We start from the raw sequence: 20,593 nt of genomic DNA on the forward strand, positions 1-20,593 counted from the left end.
TTGGTAGCGGGGACAGGATTTGAACCTGCGACCTCTGGGTTATGAGCCCAGCGAGCTACCGAGCTGCTCCACCCCGCGTCGGTGAACATGACAGTACGGGGTTTCGGCGGCGGTGGGAAATCGGTTATCCGGCGATGCGCTCCGCGAGGCCGGCCAGGAAGGCGGTCACCTCGGCCGGTCCCGGCAGCAACACGTCGGCCTGCTCGGCGAGTTCGGGGATGGCGGTGCCGCTGCACACCAGGAGGCCGGGGACCCCGTCGGAGCGGAGCTTCTCGACGGCCGCGTAGGCGGGGAGGTCGCCGAGGTCGTCGCCCGCGTAGACCACGCACCGGGCGCCGACCTCGCGCACGTACGCCTCCAGCGCGACGCCCTTGTCGACGCCGGGGGGCCGCAGCTCCAGCACCAGGCGGCCGGGTTCCAGGATCAGCCCGTGCCGGGCGGCGAGCTCGGCGAGGGGTGCGCGCAGCGCCTCGAAGGCGGCCTCGGGGTCGCTGGCCCGCCGGGTGTGGACGGCGACCGCCTGGCCCTTCTCCTCCACCCAGGTGCCGCGCCAGGCCCCGTGCGCGTCGAGCACGCCGGGGAGCTCGCCGCGGGCGGCGGCGATGCCGGGGTGGGGGGCGGGGGCGTTCACGGTGCCGGAGCGGGCGTCCCAGCGCTCGGCGCCGTAGTGGCCGAGGACGACGAGGTGCTCCAGGCCGGCCGCTCCCGCGAAGCCGCCGTAGCGCACCGCGACGCCCGCCGGGCGCCCGGTGACGATCGCGACGGACGCCACGTGCGGGGCGAGGGCCGCGAGGGCGGGGACGGCGCCGGGGTGGGCACGGGCCTGCTCCGGGTCGGCGACGATGTCGGCGAGGGTGCCGTCGAAGTCGAGCGCGACGAGGGCGCGGGCGGGCTCGGCCAGCAGGGCGGCGAGGGCGTCGCGACCGGCCGGGGTGGACGGTTCGGGAAGAGTGTCCATACCGCTGAGCCTACCGAGCGGCCCCCCGGGCCGGACGGGGGGTTCCGGCCGCACGGCTCCGGCCCGGCACCGCCAGGAGGTCAGCGGCGGGCGCGGCGGTCGTCGCGGACCCGGCGCAGGCGCTTGACCGTCGCCGGGTCGTGCTCCCACGCCCTCGCGTCGTCCAGGAGCGCGTTGAGGAGCTGGTAGTAGCGGGTGGGCGAGATGCCGAGCTGCTCGCGGATCGCCCGCTCCTTGGCCCCCGGCCCGGGCCAGCCCCGCCGCTCCACTTCGAGGACGGCCAGCTCGCGGGCGGACAGCCCCCCGGCGGCGGGGGGGCCGTCCGGGCCGGGCCCGTTCTCGTACGGCTGCTGCTCAGACATGCGTCCAGCCTAGGCCGACGCTCCGCTACTGCGTCGCGCTGTCCAGCGCGGCGGCCTCACGGGAGAGGACGCCCAGGACACCCGCGGGGGTGTTCGAGGGCTCGACGGCCGTGCCGATCTGCTGCTTGATGCTCTCGCTGACCTTGGCCCAGGAGGTCTTGGAGACCGGGTAGGACACCGAGGACGGCAGCGCCTGGAGGAACTTGCGCACCTTCTGGTGCTTGCTGTCGGAGGCCATCTTCTGCGAGGCGGTGAGGGTGACGGGCAGCAGGTCGAACCGGTCGGCGAAGGCGATGACGTTCGCGTCGCTGTAGACGAAGTCGAGGAACTTGCCCATCTCCTTGCGGTGGCCGTTCTGCTTGAAGCCCATCATCCAGTCGGCGACGCCCATCGAGGGGCGCTTCTTGCCGTCGGGGGTGGGCAGCGGCGCCATCTCGTACTTCACGCCGTTCTTCTCGGCCTGCTGCATCAGCGACGGGTGGCCGTTGAGCATGCCGACCTGGCCCTTGGCGAAGGCCTCGAAGGCGGCCTTGCGGTTGAGCTTGCCGGGGGCGACCGGGCCGGTCAGGCCGGGCGTGACGAGGCTGTTCTTGAGGAACTCAAACGCGTCGATGTTGTCGGAGGAGTTGAGGGTGTACGTACCGATCTCGTCGACGTAGCCGGAGCCGCCCGCCAGCATCCAGTTCAGGGTCTCCGCCTGGGCCTCTTCGGGGCCCAGCGGCAGCGCGAACGGGGTGGCCACCCCGTCCTCCTTGAGCTTCTTCGCGTCGGCGGCGAGCTCCTTCCAGGTGGTCGGGGCCTCGGTGATGCCCGCCTTCTCGAAGAGGGTGCTGTTGTAGAAGAGCTGGCGGGTGCTGCCGACGAAGGGCATCCCGTACTGGACCCGGTGGACCTTGCCGTCCTCGGCGAGGGAGTCCAGGAAGTTGGCCTGGGTGGGGATGGAGAGCATCTCGGCGGCCGAGTAGAGCTTGTTGTCCGAGGCGTAGTCCGCGTAGGCGCCGATCTGGGCCAGGTCGGGGGCCTTGCCCGCCTTGACCATCTCGCCGACCTTGCGGTCGACGTCGTTCCAGGACTGGATCTCGACGTCGACCTTGATGCCGGGGTTCTTCTCCTCGAACTTCTCGGCCAGGTCCTGCCAGTACTTCTTGGTGCCGTCGCCGCCGTCGAGGTTGTAGTCGGCTGCCACCAGCCGCAGAGTGACGTCACCCGCGCCGCCGACGCTTCCGCAGCCGGAGACCGATATCGCCGTCGTGAGTGCGGCGACTGCCGCGGTCAGACCCAAGTAGCGCCGCTGCACAGCCCGTTCCACCCTTTATTGCCCGTTTTGTTGCTTGTTGACGTTGATGTACGCGTGCCCTTGTGAGGCGTTGCGCGCGCCACCTGCGCCCTTGTCCACATGAGTTGCGATTTTGGCCCATGTGCGACCGCGAGGTCTACACCACTTGGGTATCTCTTCCGCAACACCTTCCGCAAATCGCGTACGGCCTGCTAAGCAGAGCGGCAGCAAGGTCATCCCGTGTCCGCCCGTGTCCGTCCGTGTTCTAGGAGCCGTCGCGCATGTCCCGCACCGCAACTGAGATTGCCACCCAGCCGACCTGTTGGCGGCGCGCCGCCGAGTACGCGGCCGACTTCGAGGGCCTTCCCCTGCCTGGTGAGCGCGTCGCGGTCACCGGCTGCGGCACGTCGTGGTTCATGGCGATGGCGTACGCGGCGCTGCGCGAGGCGTCGGGCCAGGGCGAGACGGACGCCTTCGCGTCGTCGGAGTTCCCGGTGGGCCGTTCGTACGACCGTGTGGTGGCCATCACACGCTCGGGCACCACGAGCGAGGTCCTGGCGCTGCTCGCCGAGGTCCGCGGCACCGCGCCCACGCTCGCCCTCACCGGCGACCCGAAGACGCCCGTCATGTCCGCGGCGGACACCGTCGCCGTGCTCGACTGGGCGGACGAGGAGTCCGTCGTCCAGACCCGTTTCGCGACCACCGCCCTCGCCTTCCTGCGGGCGGGCCTGGAGCGTACGGGCAAGCTGGCGGACGGGGTCAAGACGGTGGCGGAGGCGGCCGTCGACGCCGAGCTGGCGGTCACCGAGCCGCTGCCCGAGGCGGTCACGTCGGCCGAGCAGTGGACGTTCCTGGGGCGGGGCTGGACGTACGGCCTGGCGCAGGAGGCGGGGCTGAAGATGCGCGAGGCGGCGGGGGCGTGGACCGAGTCGTACCCGGCGATGGAATACCGGCACGGGCCGATCTCCATCACCGGCCCGAACCGGGTGGCGTGGATGTTCGGCGCGCTGCCGGAGGGGCTGGCGGGGGACGTGACGCGGGTGGGCGGCAGCGTGGTCGCCCACGCGTCGGCGGACCCGATGGCGGATCTGATCCGGGCGCAGCGGCTGGCGGTCGTCCTGGCGGAGTCCAAGGGGTACGACCCGGACCACCCCCGCAACCTGTCGCGCAGCGTGATCCTTCCCTGATCTCGACTTGCCGGGGGGCTTCCGTGGCTGGGGGACCTTCCCGTCCCCTTGGGCGACGGGGCCGCCCCAAGGGGGCGGGACGGGCGGGCAAGGGGGCGGCCCCCTCCCGCTCCCGGCCCACCCGGGTGCTGCCCCCTGCGCAAGCGCCTGTGCCGGGCGAGCTCCTCCGCCGAGGCCGAGAGCTCAGTCCCCGTACCGGATGCGTCAGCCTCGCCCGGCTTGGGCAGAGAGGCCCCGGACCCGCCCCTTTCCCTAAAGCGCTCGCCGCGCGGCCAGGCGCACGGTTCCCGTGCAGGTGAGTGGGTGGCTGGGCGCGCAGTTCCCCGCGCCCCTGACGGGGCGTACCGCCCGGTGGGAGCCGTGCGGGTGCGTCGTGGCGGGGCGCGCGGTTCCCCGCGCCCCTGAAGGGGCGCCCCCCGGTGGGAGCCGTGTGGGTGGGTCGTGGCCGTTCGCGTCCCCGACAGAGGCAATGGACTAGACCTCTCAGGGCAGACGCGCGACACTGACCCCGTGAATCACGTCATCGCCCTCGATGTAGGCGGCACCGGCATGAAAGCCGCCCTGGTCGCCCCCAACGGCACCCTTCTCCACGAGGCCCGCCGCCCCACCGGCCGGGACCGCGGCCCGGACGCCGTCGTCGAGTCGATCCTCGCCTTCGCCGCAGACCTCCGCGCCCACGGCGAGACCCACTTCGGCGAGAGCGCCCGCGCCGCCGGCGTGATCGTCCCCGGCCTCGTCGACGCCGAGAACGGCGTCGCGCTGTACGCCGCCAACCTCGGCTGGCGCGACGTCCCCCTGCGCGCCCTCCTGAGCGAGCGCCTCGGCGGCATCCCCATCGCCCTCGGCCACGACGTCCGCACCGGCGGCCTCGCCGAGGGCCGCGTCGGCGCGGGCCGGGGCACCGACCGCTTCCTCTTCGTACCGCTCGGCACCGGCATCGCCGGCGCCATCGGCATCGGCGACGGCATCGAGGCCGGCGCCCACGGCAACGCCGGCGAGATCGGCCACATCGTGGTGCGCCCCGGCGGCGTCGACTGCGGCTGCGGCCAGCGCGGCTGCCTGGAGCGGTACGCCTCCGCCTCCGCCGTCTCCCTCGCCTGGGCGCAGGCGTCGGGCGAACCCGACGCCGACGCCGCCGACTGCGCGAAGGCCGTCGAGGCCGCGGACCCGAGGGCGCTCGCCGTCTGGCAGGACGCCGTCGACGCCCTCGCCGACGGCCTGGTCACCGCGCTGACCCTGCTCGACCCGCGCACGATCATCGTGGGCGGCGGGCTGGCCGAGGCCGGGGAGACCCTGTTCGCGCCCCTGCGCGCCGCCGTCGAGGAGCGCGTCACCTTCCAGAGACTCCCGGCGATCGTCCCCGCCGCCCTCGGCGACACGGCCGGGTGCCTGGGCGCGGGCCTCCTCGCCTGGGACCTCCTGGAGACGTACAACGACACCACCCGTCCCCAGGACGGCCCGCACCCCCACCACCGCCCCCACACCCACGCCATGCACACCGACGTCATGGCCCCCACGGAGGTATCCGACTGATGGCCAGCAGCAAGGGCAGCCAGGTCCACGTCCTGACCGGCGCCAAGGTGGTGCTCCCCACCGGCACCGTCGACGGCGGCCGGGTCATCGTCGACGGCACACGGATCGCGGGAGCGCTCCCCGACTCCGCCGCCCCCGCCGCCCCCGCGCGGGACCTCTCCGGCCACTGGATCGTGCCCGGCTTCGTGGACATGCACGTCCACGGCGGCGGCGGCGCGTCCTTCACCTCCGGCACCCCGGAGGAGGTCCTCACCGCGGTCGGCACGCACCGCAGGCACGGCACGACCACGATGGTCGCCTCCACCGTCACCGAGGACATGGACGTGCTGGCGGACCGCGCCGCGCTGCTCGCCGAGATCGTCCAGCAGGGCGACCTGGCCGGCATCCACTTCGAGGGCCCCTTCATCTCCCCCTGCCGCAAGGGCGCGCACAGCGAGTCGCTGCTGCGCGCCCCCGACCCGGCGGACGTGCGCAAGCTGATGGACGCCGCGCACGGCACGGCCAAGATGTTCACGCTGGCCGCCGAGCTGCCGGGCGGGCTGGACTCCGTACGCCTGCTGGCCGAGAACAACGTGATCGCCGCGATCGGCCACACGGACGCCACGTACGAGCAGACCCGCGCGGCCATCGACGCGGGCGCCACCGTCGCCACCCACCTCTACAACGCGATGCCCGCCATCGGCCACCGCACCCCGGGCCCCATCGTCGCCCTGCTGGAGGACGAGCGGGTCACCGTCGAGCTGATCAACGACGGCACCCACCTGCACCCGGGCGCCTTCCAGCTCGCGTACCACCACGCGGGCGCGGACCGCGTCGCGCTGATCACGGACGCGATGGACGCGGCGGGCTTCGGGGACGGCCGGTACGACCTCGGACCGCTCGCCGTCGAGGTCAAGGACGGTGTCGCGCGCCTGGTCGAGGGCGGTTCCATCGCGGGCTCGACCCTCACCCTGGACACGGCCTTCCGCCGCTCGGTGACGGTCGACGGCCTGTCGGTCGACGACGCGGTGCGCTCGCTGTCCGCCAATCCGGCGCGCCTGCTCGGCGTGGACGACCGCGTCGGCTCGCTCGACCCGGGCAAGGACGCGGACCTGGTGGTCCTGGACGCGGACTTCGCGGTCGTCGGCGTGATGCGCAAGGGCGACTGGGTGGTTGAGCCCGGATAGTTCCCCCGTGGGGTGATTCTCCGCCGAACCGGTGGGAAGCGGCTGGCCCCGCCCCTTGGGCCGGCCGCTCTTCCTTTGACATGATCCTCCTGGCAGACCAGCCAGAAAGCGCTTTCTAAGCTCTTGGGGGGACGTGGATCATGGCCAGGATCCTCACCGTCACACTGAACACCGCGCTCGACCTCACCCACCACGTCCCCCGCCTCGTCCCGCACGCCTCGCACCGCGTCACCCGCGTCACCGAACGCCCCGGCGGCAAGGGCCTGAACGTGGCCCGCGTGCTCGCCGCCCTCGGCCACGACACCGTCGTCACCGGCTTCGCGGGCGGCCCCACGGGAGAGGTGCTGCGCGCCCTGCTCGCCGCCGAGCGGCCGGTCGACGCGCTGGTCCCCATCACCGGCAACACGCGCCGCACGCTCGCGATCGTCGACGCGTCGACCGGCGACACCACCCAGCTCAACGAGCCCGGCCCGGCCGTCTCCCCCGCCGAGTGGGAGTCCTTCCTGCTCGGTTACGAGTCCCTGCTGACCGGCGCCGAGGCCGTCGCCCTCTGCGGGAGCCTGCCGCCGGGCATCCCGGTGGGCGCGTACGCCGAGCTGGTCCGGCGGGCCCGGACCGCCGGGGTGCCGGTCCTCCTGGACACCAGCGGCGAACCCCTCCTGCGCGGCATCGCCGCCCGCCCCGACGTGGTCAAGCCCAACGCCGACGAGCTCTTCCAGCTCACCGGCTCCCGCGACCCGGCCACGGCGTCGGCGGACGCCCGCCGCAAGGGGGCGCGGGCGGTGGTGGCCTCCCTGGGCCCGGACGGGATCCTCGCCACCACGGACGCGGGCGCCTGGCGGGCGGCCCCGCCCTCCCCCGTCCGGGGCAACCCCACCGGAGCGGGGGACTCCGCCGTGGCGGGGCTGCTCTCCGGGCTGGTCGCGGGGCTTTCCTGGCCGGACCGTCTGGTCCGGGCGGTGGCTCTCTCGGCGGCGACGGTCGCGGCGCCGGCGGCGGGGGAATTCTCCGTTCCGGTCTACGAGTCCCTCCTCCCGGAGGTCCACGTCACCCCCCACCCCACCCACCCATGACCTCTCCGCCCTCCGAGCACCGGCCCCCACCTAAAGCGCTCGCCGCGCGGCCGGTGCACGGTTCCGTGCAGGTGCGTCGTGGCTGGGCGCGCAGTTCCCCGCGCCCCTGGACGGGGCGCGGCAAGCCAGATCAGAAGAGGAAGCCCGTATGCCGCTCGTCAGCACCGGTGAGCTCATCACCGCCGCCACCGCCGAAGGCCACGCCCTGGCCGCCTTCAACGTCATCACCCTGGAGCACGCCGAAGCGACCGCGGCCGGCGCGGAGGAGGCCGGCGCCCCCGCCGTGCTCCAGGTCTCCGAGAACGCCGTCACGTTCCACGGCGGCAACGTCCTCGCCGTCGCCGCCGCGGCCGCCGCCGTCGCCCGCGCCTCCTCCGCCCCGCTCTCCCTCCACCTCGACCACGTCGTCTCCGTCGGGCTCCTGCACGCCGCCCACGAGGCCGGTTTCAGCTCCGTGATGTTCGACGCGTCGAAGATGACGTACGAGGAGAATGTCGGGGCGACCGCCGAGGCCGTCCGCTGGGGGCACCAGCGCGGCATCTGGGTCGAGGCCGAACTCGGCAGGGTCGGCGGCAAGGACGGCGAGGCCCCGCTCGACGCGCACGCCCCCGGGGTGAGGACCGATCCCCGGGAGGCCGCCGCTTACGTCGCGGACACCGGCGTCGACGCCCTCGCCGTCGCGGTCGGCTCCTCGCACGCCATGACCGAGCGCACCGCCCGCCTCGACCACGCCCTGATCGCCGAACTCCGCGCCGCCGTCCCGGTCCCGCTCGTCCTGCACGGCTCCTCCGGCGTCCCGGACGAGGAGATCCGCCGCGCGGTCGCCGCCGGCATGGTCAAGATCAACGTCGGTACGGCCCTCAACACCGCCTTCTCCGGCGCCGTGCGCGAGTACCTCGACGCGCACCCCGCCGCCGTCGACCCGCGCAAGTACCTCGCCCCGGGGCGCGACGCGATGGCGGCGACGGTGGCGCACTTCCTGCGGACGGTCGGGTGACGGGCACGGGCACGCGAAGGGCCCCCGCCGGAACAGGTGTTCCGGCGGGGGCCCCGGCCCGGAGGCGTCAGCTCCCCTTGTGCCCCTGCTCCAGCGAGACGCTCGCCAGGTTCGCCTGACAGCCCGCCGGACAGGCGATCACGAAGGTGTTGTCGCCCTCCTTGAGGTTCACGAAGGAGTAGGTGCTCTGCCAGCCCTTCGCCCAGTCCCCGGCCGGCGTGCCCCCGAAGTTCTTCATGTTGACGCCGGTGCCGTGCGGCTTGCCGTTGACCGTGAGGTCCGCCTTGGCGTCCTGGCCCGGAATGCCGTAGTTGACGGACAGCGTGTACTTGCCGGCCGACGGCACCTTCACCGTCCACGTCGCCGACGAGTTCGGGGCGCCCAGCGGCACGTACGTCCCGGACTCCGACTTCGCCCCCGGCACCTCCTTCACCGCGCTCAGCCCCGTCGAGAGCTGCATCATCGCCGCGTCCGACTTCGGCAGTTCCGCCGGCGGCTTCTCGCCCTCGGTCGGCTCGGCCGTCGGTGACGGCTTCTGCTCCTGGCCCGTCGTCGTGCCGCCCTTGTCGGCGGCCTGGTCCTTCTTGTCGTCGTCGCCGTTGACCAGCGCGACGCCGATGCCGATCACCACGGCCGCGACCACCGCGATCGCGCCGATCAGCAGCCCCTTGGTGTTGGGCCCGCGGCCGCGGCCGCCGCCGCGCGTCCCGCCCTGGTACGGAGCCGGACCGGCGGGGGCCCCGCCCGGCTGCGTCTCGGGGGCCGCGTAGTGGGCGTTGGGCTGCCCGTACGGCTGCTGTCCCTGCTGCGGGAAGGCCTGGGTGGCCTGCTGGCCGCCCTGCGTCGCCTGCTGCCCGTACTGGCGCTCGCCGACCGCCCGGACCTGGTTGTACGACGTTCTGGGCACCCCGCGCTGCGAGGTGGACCCCGGGTAGCCGTAGCCGCCGCCCGAGCTCGGCGGCTGAGCGCCCGCCGCACGTCCGTCCTCGTAGAGGTAGCCGAACGGATCGTCGTCCTCGGTCGTGCCCGTGCCGTTGTTCCCGGCAGTCATCCCAGCGTCACTCCTCACCGTGTTCCCGCCAGCGTCGCCGACCGGGCGAGCCTACCTGGTGCGGGCGAACGCCCCCCGGGGCGTGGACCACGGCATGCGCGCCGGGCGGAGCGGGCAGGAACGCGCGCGCGGCTACCCCGCCCTGCGGTGGACCTTCGACCTCGACCGCTTCTCGATGTACATGCGCTGGTCGGCGGACTGGAGGACCTCCTCCACCGTCATCCCGCACTCCGCCCACCCGATGCCGAAGCTGGCGCCGACGCGGACCGCGCGCCCGTCCACCCGGATCGGCGGGATGATCGCGTTGCGCAGCCGCACCGCGAGATCGGCGGCGTCCGCGCTCCCGAGCCCGTCCGCGAGGACTACGAACTCGTCACCGCCCAGCCGCGCGACGGTGTCGCCGTCCCGGACGCAGGTGGTCAGCCGTCGTGCCACTTCGATCAGGACCGCATCACCGGCCTGGTGCCCGAAGCGGTCGTTGATGGACTTGAAACCGTCCAGGTCGCAGAAGAGGACCGCGAGCCCCTTCGCACTGTCGTCGGGGTGGCCGGGAACGCCCTCCCCCGCGCCCTCCTGCGGCGCGACCGTGTGCACGTGGTGATCGTAGAAGCCGGGGTCGCCCTCGCCCATCGGATCGCCGTAGAAGCCGTCGTCGTACGCCACGACGCCGTCGTCGTACGTCAGGCCCCGGTCGTACGCGCCCTCGTACGCGGCGTCCAGTGCCTCCACCGCCGTCGCGCGTACGGCGTGCGGCCGGCGGCACAGCCGGGCGGAGAGGCGGGCCCGCAGCTCGGCGCTGTTGGGCAGGCCGGTCAGGGAGTCGTGCGAGGCGCGGTGCGCGAGGTGCAGCTCGTGGCGCTTGCGCTCCTCGATGTCCTCGACGTGGGTGAGCAGGAACCGGGGGCCGTCGGCGGTGTCGGCGACGACGGAGTTGCGCAGGCTGACCCAGACGAAGCTGCCGTCGCGGCGCTGGAGGCGCAGTTCGGCGCGGCCGCCCTCCGCCGACGTGCGCAGCAGGGTCCCCACGTCCTCGTGGTGGACGAGGTCGGCGAAGGAGTAGCGGCGCATGGCGGAGGCGGGGCGGCCCAGCAGCCGGCACAGCGCGTCGTTGGTGCGCAGCAGCCGGCCGTGCTGGTCGCCGCCCATCTCGGCGATGGCCATGCCGCTGGGCGCGTACTCGAAGGCCTGACGGAAGGATTCCTCACTGGCGCGCAGGGCCTGCTGCTCGCGCTCCAGGCGGACCAGGGCGCGCTGCATGTTCGAGCGGAGCCGGGCGTTGGTGATGGCGATGGCGGCCTGGGAGGCGTACATCGTGAGCGCTTCCTGCGCCCACGCGCCGGGCCGCCGCCCGCCGCGCGGCCGGTCCACGGAGATCACGCCGATCAGCTCGCCCTCGCCGCCGGCCGCGTACATGGGCGCGTACAGCCGGTCGCCGGGGTGCCACTCGTCGGCGAACCGCGGATCGGGGCCCTCCGTGTGCCACTGCGGGACGTCGTCCTCCACCAGCACCCAGCCCTCGTGGTGCGGAATGAAGTGGAGCGCGCCCCACCGCTCGCCCATGGTCAGCCGCCGCTCCCAGGAGCCGCGCGATCCGACGCGCCCGGTGATCAGGGCCTCCGCGGCGGTGTTCCCCGCGAACGCGGCGACGACCAGGTCGCCGTCGGGGCGTACGAGGTTCACGCACGCCAGTTCGTACCCGAGACCGGCGACGATGCCGTCGGCGACGGCCTGCACGGTGTCGGACAGACTGCGTGCGGTGTTGAGGTCAGCGACCACCCGGTGCAGTTGCCGCAGGGTCGCAAGACGGACGTACGGCTCCGACTCGGCCTCCATGACCCGCTCCCCGAGACCTCGACAGCAACGACAGCAACTCCAGGCTTCTCATCGTCCGATTGCCACCGCCACTGAATCACAGCGCGCTGCCCTCCCGGTACACAGGGTCAACAATTACTTCGCTCTGTGACTCAAGTCACAAGAGCGTACCGGAAGTTGATGTTTCGCAGGTGGGAGCGCTCCCGCGCTGCTGAGAGCACCCGTGTGGCCGAAAACGGGCGGCGAACGGAGGACGGTCCGGGGCCGGACGAGGCCCGCCCGGCCGGGGGACCTAGGTCCTGTCTGGTCCCTGTGCCCGATGTGCCCGGACATGGCCCCCGCCTAGCGTCGGTCAGGTGCTGCAGACGACTGAGACCACCCCGCCCGGCCCCCGGACCGCCCTTCCTTCGCCCCGCCCGACGGCGATCCCCCATCCTGAGGGGGTGAGCGATGACGAGTTCCGTGCCGCGATGTCCCGCCTCACGGCGGGCGTGACGCTGGTGACGGCCCACGACGAGGACGGCGGTCCGCGCGGCGAGGACGTCGGGATGACGGCGACGGCCTTCATGTCGGTGTCGCTGGAGCCGCCGCTGGTGATGGTCAGCCTGCGCGACGGCTCCCGGATGGACGACCTGCTGGCGGAGCAGCCCCTGTGGGCGGTGTCCCTGCTCTCCGAGAGCCAGCGGCACATCGCGGGCCGGTTCGCCATGAAGGGCCGCCTGAGCGACCGCCTGCTCTTCGAGGACATCCCGTGGAAGCGCGGCGAGGTGTCGGGGGCGCCGCTGGTGGGGGGCTCGCTGGCGGTGGTGGAGTGCCGCACCGAGCAGCGGGTGGCGGCGGGCGACCACACGCTGGTCATCGGCCGCGTGCTGGCCGTGGACCTGCCGAGCGCGGAGGGCGGCCCGCTGACGTACTTCCGGGGCAGGTACCGGCAGCTCGCGTGAGGCGGGGCTCCCCGCCTCGCCCGAGCGGGCCCGAGGGGGTTACTCCCAGCCCCGCCCGGAGCGGCCGCCCTTGGTCTGGCTCCGCTGCTTCTTCTCCCGCAGGCGGCGTTCGTTGATGCCGCGGGGGATCTTCGTCGCGCGGCGCGGCTTGGGCGGCGGGGCGGACGCCTCCGCGAGCAGCGAGGCGAGGCGGACGGCGGCGGTCTCCCGGTTGCGCCACTGCGAGCGGTGCTCGGCGGCGTGCACCGAGACGACCCCGTCGACCAGCCGCCCGGCCAGCCGCTCCAGGGCGCGCGCCTTCCACACCTCGGGCAGCGCCTCGGTCCGCGCGAGGTCGAAGCGCAGCTCGACGCGCGTGTCGGACGTGTTGACGTGCTGTCCGCCGGGCCCCGAGGACCGGGAGAAACGCCACATGAGCTCGGCCTCCGGGAGGGAGACGGAGCCACGGATGATGTAGGGCCCGGACATGCGTCCATAGTCCCTGCTCCGGACCCGTTCCGTCACACCGTTTTCCGGGCCGGCCGGACGGACGCGCGGGCAGCCGCGCGGCCGGCCGTACGGTCAGCCGCGTAAAGAAAGTAAAGACAACGCCGCCCGGCTGGAACTTATGGGGACCTTGGCCGCGTTAGATGGGTGACGGTAGCTTCGGGACTCGTACCGGAGCCCGCACATGACGCACGAGGAAAGGGACATCCCATGGCAGTCAGCCTCAGCAAGGGTGGCAACGTTTCGCTCTCCAAGGAGGCCCCGGGCCTGACCGCCGTCACGGTCGGCCTCGGTTGGGACGTCCGTACGACGACGGGCACGGAGTTCGACCTCGACGCCTCGGCCATCGCGGTGAACGGCGCGGGCAAGGTCTACTCGGACGGTCACTTCGTCTTCTTCAACAACAAGGCGACGCCGGACCAGACCATCGTGCACACGGGTGACAACCGCTCCGGCGAGGGCGAGGGCGACGACGAGCAGATCAACGTCAACCTGGCCGGCCTGCCCGCCGACGTCGACAAGATCGTCTTCCCGGTCTCGATCTACGACGCGGAGTCCCGCTCGCAGAACTTCGGCCAGGTCCGCAACGCGTACATCCGCATCGTGAACCAGGCCGGCGGCGCCGAGATCGCCCGCTACGACCTGAGCGAGGACGCCGCCACCGAGACCGCCATGGTCTTCGGCGAGCTGTACCGCAACGGCGCCGAGTGGAAGTTCCGCGCGGTCGGCCAGGGCTACGCCTCGGGCCTGTCGGGCATCGCCCAGGACTTCGGCGTCAGCGTCTGATCCAGTTGTACGAGTACGGGTGCGGGCCGGCCGGCCCGCGCCCGCTGCTCCCGAGGGCCTCGGCCACCGAACCGCTTCGGCGGGACGGCGGTCGGGGCCCTCGGCCGTTGCCCGCCGGGGCCGGGGCCCGGTTCAGCCCTCCGCCAGCGACCAGTCCCGCAGGCCCGGCTGGGACAGGATGCCGGTGGCCGTGCGGGTGAACTCGGCCGCCGTGGTCGGGGTCGGGGCGGTGAGCCGCAGACGCGCGCCGTTGGCGAGGAACTCCACCGGCTCGGCGCGCCAGTCGGCCGGGACGAGCGCCATGAAGCGGATCGCCGCGGTCTCCGGCGGCGCCCCGGCGGGGCCGGTGATCAATACCTGGTGCGACGTGTTCATGAACTGCTCCGGCAGGGCGAGAGGGCGGGACGAGGTGGTGCGGGGCGCACGCGCCGGTCCGGCGCCGACCGCCGCGGGGGCGGTTCCGGCGCCGGACCCGGTCGCGGCGTGGTCAGCGGGAGTCGCCGGTCCTGGGGAAGCGGGCCACCAGGGCCACGATCGCGAGCGCGACCACCGCGCCGACTCCGTAGCGGACGGCTTCGGTCGCGCCGCTGGCGAGCACCGCGACCTCCGCGCAGGCGAGCGCGGCGAGCAGGGCGGCGTAGGGGGCGCGGGTACGGGAGGTGGGGGTCATGGTGGGGGTTCCTTTCGGTGGGGGGTTCGCTTCTTGCGGCACCGGCCAGGTCGGCGGCCGGTGAGTCGGTGGGTCCGTGAGCCGGTGGGTCGGTGGGTCGGTGGGGCGGTGGGCCGGTGGATCCGCGCGGCTGCGGGGAGGAGGTCAGTCGCCCAGCTTCAGGGCCTGGCCGAACGAGAGCTTGCGGTCCGTCTGGAGGAGCGCCCGGCGGTAGACCCGGCTGCTGAGGGTGACGACGGCCGCCGCCGCGGCGAGCGACAGGGCCAGCGCGACCGCGGGCTCCCACCAGGTGACCTCGCCCGCCAGGACGCGGGCCGGCATGGTGACCGTCGAGGTCAGCGGGATGAAGGAGAGGATCTCGCGCATGCCTCCCGAGGCGGCGATGCCGACGATGAAGACGACCGCGGTGATCGCGTTGACCGGCGTCGTGGTCGCCTGGACGTCCTCGCTGCGGGTGGCGAGCGCACCGGCGGCCGCGTACAGGCAGGCCAGGACGGCGATGCCGACGACGTAGAAGACCAGGAACCAGCCCATGCCGCCGACGACGTCGGTGAGGATCGCCGTCTCCCCCGTGGCCAGCAGCCCGACCGCGCCCACCGCGCAGAACAGCGTCATCTGGGCGAGCGCCAGCAGGGTGGAACCGACGATCTTGCCGACCAGGAGCGCGCGCAACGGGACCGAGGAGGCGATGAGTTCGACGATGCGGTTCTGCTTCTCCTCCACGACGCTGGTGGCCAGCGCGGAGCCGAGGAGGACGGAGGCGAGGTAGAAGAGGAAGCCGAAGAAGTACGCCGTCATCTTGACCGCGCCCTCGGGGGCCTTGTCGGTGGAGAGGACGGTGTGGTGCAGCTGGGCGCCCTTGCTCAGGGCCGCCACGCTGGTGCCCGCGTCCTGCGCGTTGGCGGCGAGGGCGGACTGCTGGACGGCGGCGCCGATCCAGGTGGCGGCCACGTCGTTCTGGCCGGTGTCGCCGAGCAGGGTCCAGCGGCCGTTCTCGTACAGCAGGCCGGCCTCGGCCTCCCCGGACCGCACGGTCTCGCGCACCGCGTCGGCGGAGGACTCCTGCCGTACGGAGAGGGTGACGTCCTGGTCGGACTGCCGGGCCAGCTTCTCGCCCAGCGCGGCGACCTGGCCGCTCCTCTGGTCGACGACCGCGACGGTGATCTTCCCCATCGAGTCGGCGAGGAAGAGCTGGAGGCCGATCGCGCCCACGATCAGGGCGAGGGTGACGAAGGTCGAGACGAGGAAGCCCCGGTTGGTCAGCTTCACCTGGATCTCGCGGGCGGCGACGATCCGCCACGGTGCCGCGCTCCGGGTGGCCGTACGCGCGGGGGGCCGGCGGTCGCCGGAGGGGGACGCGGGTGCGGTGGGCGCCGTCGTGGTCCGCGTCTCGGTGTCGGGGGCGTGGGTCGTGGCGCTCATGCGGCGGTCATCTCCCGGTAGATGTCGGCGATGCTGGGGACGAGGGGGGTCAGGGCGTGCACGGGGCCCCTGCGCAGGGCTTCGGCGAGGAGCAGGCCCGGGTCGGTGTCGGGGCGGAGTTCGACGCGTGCGCCGTCGGGGAGCTCTTCGAGGTCCGTGACGTCGGGCAGGGCGCGGGCCCAGCCCGCCGGGGAGCCCGTGACCAGGTGGAAGCGGGGCCGCTCGCGGTGGCGCAGTTCGTCGGCGGTGCCCTGGCCGACGACCCGGCCGCGGGTCATGATCACCAGGTCGTCGCAGAGGCGCTCGACCAGGTCGAGCTGGTGCGAGGAGAAGAGCACCGGAACGCCGGCGTCGGCATACTCCCGCAGCAGTTCGGCCATCGTGTCGACCGCGTGCGGGTCGAGGCCGGAGAAGGGCTCGTCGAGGACGAGGAGCTTGGGGCTGCCGAGCAGGGCGGCGGCGATCTGCACGCGCTGCTGGTTGCCGAGGGAGAGGGACTCCAGCTTGGCCTGGCTCTTCTCGGCGAGCCCGAGGCGTTCGAGGAGTTCGAGCATCTGGGCGCGGGCCGGGGCGGCGTCCTGGCCGCGCAGTCTGGCGAGGTAGACGAGCTGGCTGAGGACGGACTGCTTGGGGTAGAGGCCGCGCTCCTCCGGCATGTAGCCGAAGTCCCGGCGGTCGGCGGCCGTCACGGGCCGGGCGTCCCAGTGGATCTCCCCGTCGGTCCTGGCGAGCACCCCCATGATCATGCGCATGGTGGTGGTCTTGCCCGCGCCGTTGCCGCCGACGAACCCGGTCAGCCGGCCGCCGCGGACCCGGAAGGACACGTGGTCGACGGCGCGGTTGCTGTCGAAGTCCCGTACAAGTTCCTTCAGTTCCAACATCTGTGCATCTCTCTCAGCTCGGTCTCTCGACGTTCGTGGGGCTCGCGCGAGCCGGGGCCTTCCGGTGGCCCGTCAGGGCGGGGGCCTTCTGGTGGCCCGTCAGGGCAGGGGGTGGGGGGCCGTGTCCCGTGGGTCGTCCACGCGGGCCGCGCAGCCGGTGCGGGCGACCGCCGACGCCAGCCGGGGCCGGTGCCAGCTCCAGTCCTGGGTCTCGTCCATCCGGAGGTTCTGGTAGCCGGGGGCCAGCACCTTGACGACGTGCCAGCCCATCGCGGCGACGGCCGGGGAGAGCCGGCGGGTGAGGTCGACGGCGAGGGGGGCGGCGCCGTCGGCGGCCAGGGCCCGGGTGAGCTCCTCGACCGGCAGCTCCGCGGCGGGAGCCGACGGCAGGGGCCGCGGCGCCCGGAAGCCGTCCACCCAGTCGCGTACGGACTCGTACGCGGCCGGGGTCAGCATGTACGCCAGCCGGTCGTGCTCCGTCACCACCGTGGCGACGGGACCGGCGTCGCCCTCCTGCCGGTGCAGTGCCCGCAGCGCGGTGCGCACCTGCCACGCCTCCTGGAAGGCCTTCACCGCCGCCTCGGCCGGATCGGTCGTGGCCTTCATGCCCACGGAGGCGAGCGCCCCCGGGGCCTCCGGGTCGATCAAGCAGGCCGCCATGCACCAGAGGTGGGGCACCGCGGTGGGGATGCGGGCCAGGAAGGGGACGGTCCCCTCGGCCCCGGCCCGCTGCCAGACGGCTTCGAGGGCGGTGTCGGCGGGCGACGGCACGTACGTCGGAAGACGCAGTTGGCGGCCCCAGGCGACGGTGAAGGCGTCGCGCTCGACGACCTCGACCATCGCCGCGCCGAGCGCGGACTCGTAGGTGCGGCCGGCCGCCGCCCCGGACGGGCTCGGGTCGAAGAGCGCGGCCGAGGTGGAGCGGGCGGGCCAGTCGACGCAGTCGGCGGGGACCAGCACCGGTGCTCCGGTGGCCGCGTCCTTCGCCTCGTACCAGGGCATGGCGGCCGCGGCGGCGTCCGGGTGGGCCAGGGCGTGGCCCGGGTGGTACGCGTGCAGGGTGACGCGGTCCAGTTCGGCGGCGGCGCCGAAACGGGCCCGGTGGGCGGCCGAGGGGTGCAGGGCGCGGCGCTCGACGGCCTCGCCCGTGCCGCGCAGCAGGGCGTCGTTGCGGGTGGCGCCGCTGGCTCCGGCGAAGCGGGCGGAGGGCGGGAGGTCCGCGCCGCCGGCGTTGTCCGGGCCCGAGCCGTCCTCGTACCCCTGGAAGCCTTCGAGGCCCTTCAGGCTGCCGACGGGCTGGAGTTCGACCGCGCTGCTCCACAGCGGCTCGTCCGCGCGGGGCGGGGCCACCGAGTGGCGCAGGGCGACGCCCGCGGCGGGGGCGAGGGTGGCCGGGATGTCGATCACGGGGTCACCTCGGCGGAGGTCGCGGCCTGGGCGGCGGCACCGGCCGCCCGCACCCCCGGCGCCAGGAACGGCAGTGCCGGAGCTCCGTCCCGCAGTGCCGCCAGCGTCACCAGGACGCCCGCCGAGCCGGTGCCGAGGTCCGTGGAGAGCCGGTAGCCGTGGTTGCCGAGGAAGTCGACGCGGCCCGGTTCGGCGGCCAGCGCCTCCCAGCCGAGGGCGTCGAGGTGGGCGCGCAGCACCCGGCGCTGGGCCTCGTCCTGCGCGTCGGCGGCGTCCGCGAGGACCAGGATCTCGCCCGCCCGGCCGTAGAGGAGACCGCAGGAGAGGGCGAAGCCGCCGTGCGGCAGCGCGACCAGGCGCTCCAGCGCGGCGTGCAGCCGGGTGTCGTCGGGGGTGTGCGGGAGCAGGGCGCGCAGGGTGAGCACGATGCCCGCCGAGCCTTCGAGGCCGGGGGTCAGGAAGCGGTCCTCGAAGGTGGGGCCCTCGATGATGTCGAGGTCGGCGTGGAGTTCGGCCACGGCCTGCGCCAACAGGGCCTCGTCGCCGGTGTGTTCGTACAGCCGCAGCAGGAACAGCGCCCGCCCGCAGCGGCCGTGCAGCAGCCCGAAGCGCTGCGGGACCGAGGTGTCGGGCAGCCGTGCGGCGAGCTCCAGCGCCTGGGCGAGGCGGCGGTCGTCACCGCGTTCGGCGGCGAGGTGCAGGGCGGTGAGGCCGAGCCCGGAGATGCCGGTGGCCAGGGTGGAGCCGACGTTGGGGTCGCAGGCGGCGAAGGCCCGGTCCAGGACCTCGTCGGCGGCCGCGTGGTGACCCAGCTCCTGGAGGGTGAAGGCGATTCCGGCGAGCCCGGTGAAGAAACCCGGTCCTTCGCCGGAGACCTGGGCCGCCTGGTCGAGCAGCCACTGCACGTGCTCGGCGGGGGCGTCGTGGCCGGCCCGGTGCAGCGCCCACAGCACGCCCGCCGCGCCGTGGGCGAAGGTGACTCCCCCGTCGGCGGCGATGAACTGCATGACGTCGCCCGGGTAGAGGCGGTCGGTGCGCTCCGGGGTGGCGGCCTCGACGATGGACGCGGCGAGCGAGGCGGCCAGGGTGTCGCCCTGTTCGCCGCCGACCGGCCAGCGGACCTCGTAGTCGGTGTGCGCGCCCAGGACGTCGGGGCCCAGGCCCCGCTCGACCTGGTCGACGAACTCCTGCGGCAGCGGGAAGTCCCGTACGGCCGCGTCCAGCAGGGTGCGGATCTTGGCGGTGCCCCACGGCACCACGTGCGGCATCGGTACGAACAGGGTCAGCCGCAGCACGTCGAGGGCGAAGAGGTCGACGTCCGGGCCCCTGAGGTGGCCGGGGGCCCGGAAGCCCAGCGAGCCCATGGCCTGCGGGCGCATCTCCTCGACGGGGCTGGCGGTCTCCAGGTCGATGAAGGCGACCTTGTCGTCCGCGCCGACCAGGATGTTGCCCGGGTGCAGGTCGCCGAAGACGACGCCCCGCTCGTGCATGGCGGCGATGCCCTCGGCGACCTGGTCGAGGATGTCGAGCGCCCACTCGGTGTACTCGACGCGGGTGCGGGCGGTGTTGCCGGCGGAGCCGTGCGGGTGCCGGTGGTGGACCAGTTCGGTCAGCGGCGTGCCGTCGACGTACTCGCGGGCCAGGAAGTAGTGCTCGTGCCCCTTGCGCTCGTCCACCAGGGCGGGCACCGAGGGCAGTCCGGCGAGCAGGGACAGCGCCCAGTGCTCGCGCTCCAGGCGGGTGACCGCGTCGTCGCCCGCGGCGTCGAGGCCGGCGAGCGGGCGGGCCTCCTTGAGGAGGACCTCGTTGCCGTCGCGCTTGTCGACGGCGCGGTAGACGCCGCCGCCGTTGGAGAAGTGCAGGGCCTTGTAGACGCGGAAGGGGAAGTCTTCGAGGGTGCGTCCGCGCCGCTCGGCCAGGGCCTCGGCCAGGAACGGCGGCAGGGTCACCCAGTCGGGGGTGTGGAAGCCGGGCCGCCGCTGGTCGGGGACGAGTTCGCCGTCCGGGGTGGTGATCGCGGGGGTGAGGGTGCCGTCCTTGAGACGGGCCGTCTTCAGGACGAAGCCGCCGTAGCGGACGTACAGCGGGCCCTGCTTCCAGCGCAGGTCGCTGAGGATGGACGGAGCGGGGGTCCCGCCGACCAGGGCGTCCAGGTCGTCCAGCGTCCGCTTCAGCTCGGCCTCGTCGACCGGGTAGAGGGTGATGAACTTCCCGCTGGCGCTGCGGTCGCCGTACTTGCTGCCCCGGCGGCCGAGGGTCTCCAGGTCGGAGATGTACTTGTACATGAGCCCGTGCTCGACGCAGTACGGGGCGACCGCGTCCAGGAGTTCCGCGGCGTTGCCGGGCGAGGCGGCGACGTGGATCTTCCAGCCCTGGTCCGGGATGCGGTTCTCCGGCGGGGTGCAGACGGTCCACTCGCGGCCCCGGACGGTGGTCCAGCCCTCGGGGAGGGTGCGTCCCTCGTGGAAGTCCTCCCCGACGGATTCGGTGGCCGGGGCGTCGTAGAAGAGTGAATCCGCTCGGATGAAGTCGATGAACCGGGTGTCGAGCACGGTGTTCTCCAGTGGTCGAAGGGCAGGCCA

General features: G+C 73.5%; 19 protein-coding genes and 1 tRNA gene. 7 read left to right on the forward strand and 13 right to left on the reverse strand.

Annotated features, from left to right (window positions below; genetic code table 11):
- Window position 1: 1 nt before the first annotated feature.
- The 4 genes from ACIP93_RS01860 to ACIP93_RS01875 form a co-directional block, all read right to left on the reverse strand.
- Window positions 2-78 (reverse strand) — tRNA-Met (locus ACIP93_RS01860).
- Window positions 79-124: 46 nt separating this feature from the next.
- Complete coding sequence (gene otsB / locus ACIP93_RS01865) at window positions 125-958, reverse strand: trehalose-phosphatase (protein WP_345221564.1); 834 nt, start codon at window positions 956-958, stop codon at window positions 125-127.
- A gap of 80 nt (window positions 959-1,038) precedes the next feature.
- Entirely contained in the window at window positions 1,039-1,320 is a 282-nt protein-coding gene (locus ACIP93_RS01870; RefSeq protein ID WP_345221563.1) for a DUF3263 domain-containing protein, read from the reverse strand.
- Window positions 1,321-1,345: 25 nt separating this feature from the next.
- Window positions 1,346-2,617, reverse strand: a complete 1,272-nt coding sequence (locus ACIP93_RS01875; RefSeq protein WP_345221562.1) for an extracellular solute-binding protein — start codon at window positions 2,615-2,617, stop codon at window positions 1,346-1,348.
- 260 nt (window positions 2,618-2,877) lie between these two features.
- Here ACIP93_RS01875 and ACIP93_RS01880 point away from each other — a divergent pair, with 260 nt between their 5' ends.
- The 5 genes from ACIP93_RS01880 to ACIP93_RS01900 all read left to right on the forward strand — a co-directional run bounded on the left by ACIP93_RS01880 (window position 2,878) and on the right by ACIP93_RS01900 (window position 8,552).
- Entirely contained in the window at window positions 2,878-3,783 is a 906-nt protein-coding gene (locus ACIP93_RS01880) for a sugar isomerase (RefSeq protein WP_345221561.1), read from the forward strand.
- A gap of 510 nt (window positions 3,784-4,293) precedes the next feature.
- Window positions 4,294-5,316, forward strand: a complete 1,023-nt coding sequence (locus ACIP93_RS01885) for an ROK family protein (protein WP_345221558.1) — start codon at window positions 4,294-4,296, stop codon at window positions 5,314-5,316.
- Window positions 5,316-6,482 (forward strand): N-acetylglucosamine-6-phosphate deacetylase, encoded by a 1,167-nt coding sequence (gene nagA / locus ACIP93_RS01890; RefSeq protein ID WP_345221555.1) that lies wholly within the window; start codon window positions 5,316-5,318, stop codon window positions 6,480-6,482. The genes ACIP93_RS01885 and nagA overlap by 1 nt, the downstream gene beginning before the upstream one ends.
- 140 nt (window positions 6,483-6,622) lie before the next feature.
- A complete protein-coding gene (locus ACIP93_RS01895; RefSeq protein WP_401754588.1) occupies window positions 6,623-7,555 on the forward strand; it encodes a 1-phosphofructokinase family hexose kinase in 933 nt (310 codons plus the stop codon).
- A 148-nt stretch (window positions 7,556-7,703) separates the two neighbouring features.
- A complete protein-coding gene (locus ACIP93_RS01900; protein ID WP_401754591.1) occupies window positions 7,704-8,552 on the forward strand; it encodes a ketose-bisphosphate aldolase in 849 nt (282 codons plus the stop codon).
- Window positions 8,553-8,619: 67 nt separating this feature from the next.
- On the opposite strand, the gene ACIP93_RS01905 is transcribed toward ACIP93_RS01900, so the two are convergent.
- Together ACIP93_RS01905 and cdgB are read right to left on the reverse strand one after the other, a co-directional pair.
- Window positions 8,620-9,603 carry a carbohydrate-binding protein gene (locus ACIP93_RS01905; protein WP_345221549.1) on the reverse strand — a complete coding sequence of 328 codons (984 nt, stop codon included), beginning with the start codon at window positions 9,601-9,603 and terminating at the stop codon, window positions 8,620-8,622.
- 132 nt (window positions 9,604-9,735) lie between these two features.
- Window positions 9,736-11,436 (reverse strand): diguanylate cyclase CdgB, encoded by a 1,701-nt coding sequence (gene cdgB, locus ACIP93_RS01910; protein WP_345221546.1) that lies wholly within the window; start codon window positions 11,434-11,436, stop codon window positions 9,736-9,738.
- A gap of 422 nt (window positions 11,437-11,858) precedes the next feature.
- Between cdgB and ACIP93_RS01915 the strand changes: the two genes are divergently transcribed.
- Window positions 11,859-12,359 carry a flavin reductase family protein gene (locus tag ACIP93_RS01915; protein ID WP_380836747.1) on the forward strand — a complete coding sequence of 167 codons (501 nt, stop codon included), beginning with the start codon at window positions 11,859-11,861 and terminating at the stop codon, window positions 12,357-12,359.
- 39 nt (window positions 12,360-12,398) lie between these two features.
- Here ACIP93_RS01915 and arfB read toward each other — a convergent pair whose 3' ends face one another.
- Window positions 12,399-12,827 carry an alternative ribosome rescue aminoacyl-tRNA hydrolase ArfB gene (gene arfB, locus ACIP93_RS01920; RefSeq protein WP_345221544.1) on the reverse strand — a complete coding sequence of 143 codons (429 nt, stop codon included), beginning with the start codon at window positions 12,825-12,827 and terminating at the stop codon, window positions 12,399-12,401.
- A 228-nt stretch (window positions 12,828-13,055) separates the two neighbouring features.
- Between arfB and ACIP93_RS01925 the strand changes: the two genes are divergently transcribed.
- Window positions 13,056-13,631, forward strand: a complete 576-nt coding sequence (locus tag ACIP93_RS01925) for a TerD family protein (RefSeq protein WP_345221541.1) — start codon at window positions 13,056-13,058, stop codon at window positions 13,629-13,631.
- 132 nt (window positions 13,632-13,763) lie between these two features.
- Here ACIP93_RS01925 and ACIP93_RS01930 read toward each other — a convergent pair whose 3' ends face one another.
- The 6 genes from ACIP93_RS01930 to lanKC all read right to left on the reverse strand — a co-directional run bounded on the left by ACIP93_RS01930 (window position 13,764) and on the right by lanKC (window position 20,563).
- On the reverse strand, window positions 13,764-14,006 hold the full coding sequence (locus ACIP93_RS01930) for a hypothetical protein (RefSeq protein WP_401754597.1): 243 nt from the start codon (window positions 14,004-14,006) through the stop codon (window positions 13,764-13,766).
- A 112-nt stretch (window positions 14,007-14,118) separates the two neighbouring features.
- Window positions 14,119-14,301 carry a hypothetical protein gene (locus ACIP93_RS01935; RefSeq protein WP_345221537.1) on the reverse strand — a complete coding sequence of 61 codons (183 nt, stop codon included), beginning with the start codon at window positions 14,299-14,301 and terminating at the stop codon, window positions 14,119-14,121.
- A gap of 144 nt (window positions 14,302-14,445) precedes the next feature.
- Window positions 14,446-15,723, reverse strand: a complete 1,278-nt coding sequence (locus ACIP93_RS01940) for an ABC transporter permease (protein ID WP_401754600.1) — start codon at window positions 15,721-15,723, stop codon at window positions 14,446-14,448.
- Window positions 15,720-16,604, reverse strand: coding sequence for an ATP-binding cassette domain-containing protein (locus ACIP93_RS01945; protein ID WP_345221532.1), 885 nt, complete (start codon window positions 16,602-16,604; stop codon window positions 15,720-15,722). Before ACIP93_RS01945 ends, ACIP93_RS01940 begins: the two co-directional genes overlap by 4 nt.
- Window positions 16,605-16,703: 99 nt before the next feature.
- Window positions 16,704-18,011, reverse strand: coding sequence for a YcaO-like family protein (locus tag ACIP93_RS01950; RefSeq protein ID WP_401754604.1), 1,308 nt, complete (start codon window positions 18,009-18,011; stop codon window positions 16,704-16,706).
- Window positions 18,008-20,563, reverse strand: coding sequence for a class III lanthionine synthetase LanKC (gene lanKC, locus ACIP93_RS01955; RefSeq protein ID WP_401754607.1), 2,556 nt, complete (start codon window positions 20,561-20,563; stop codon window positions 18,008-18,010). Before lanKC ends, ACIP93_RS01950 begins: the two co-directional genes overlap by 4 nt.
- Window positions 20,564-20,593 lie beyond the last annotated feature (30 nt).

The organism is Streptomyces sp. NPDC088745, assembly GCF_044751045.1.
Classification (GTDB): Bacteria; Actinomycetota; Actinomycetes; order Streptomycetales; family Streptomycetaceae; genus Streptomyces; species Streptomyces cremeus.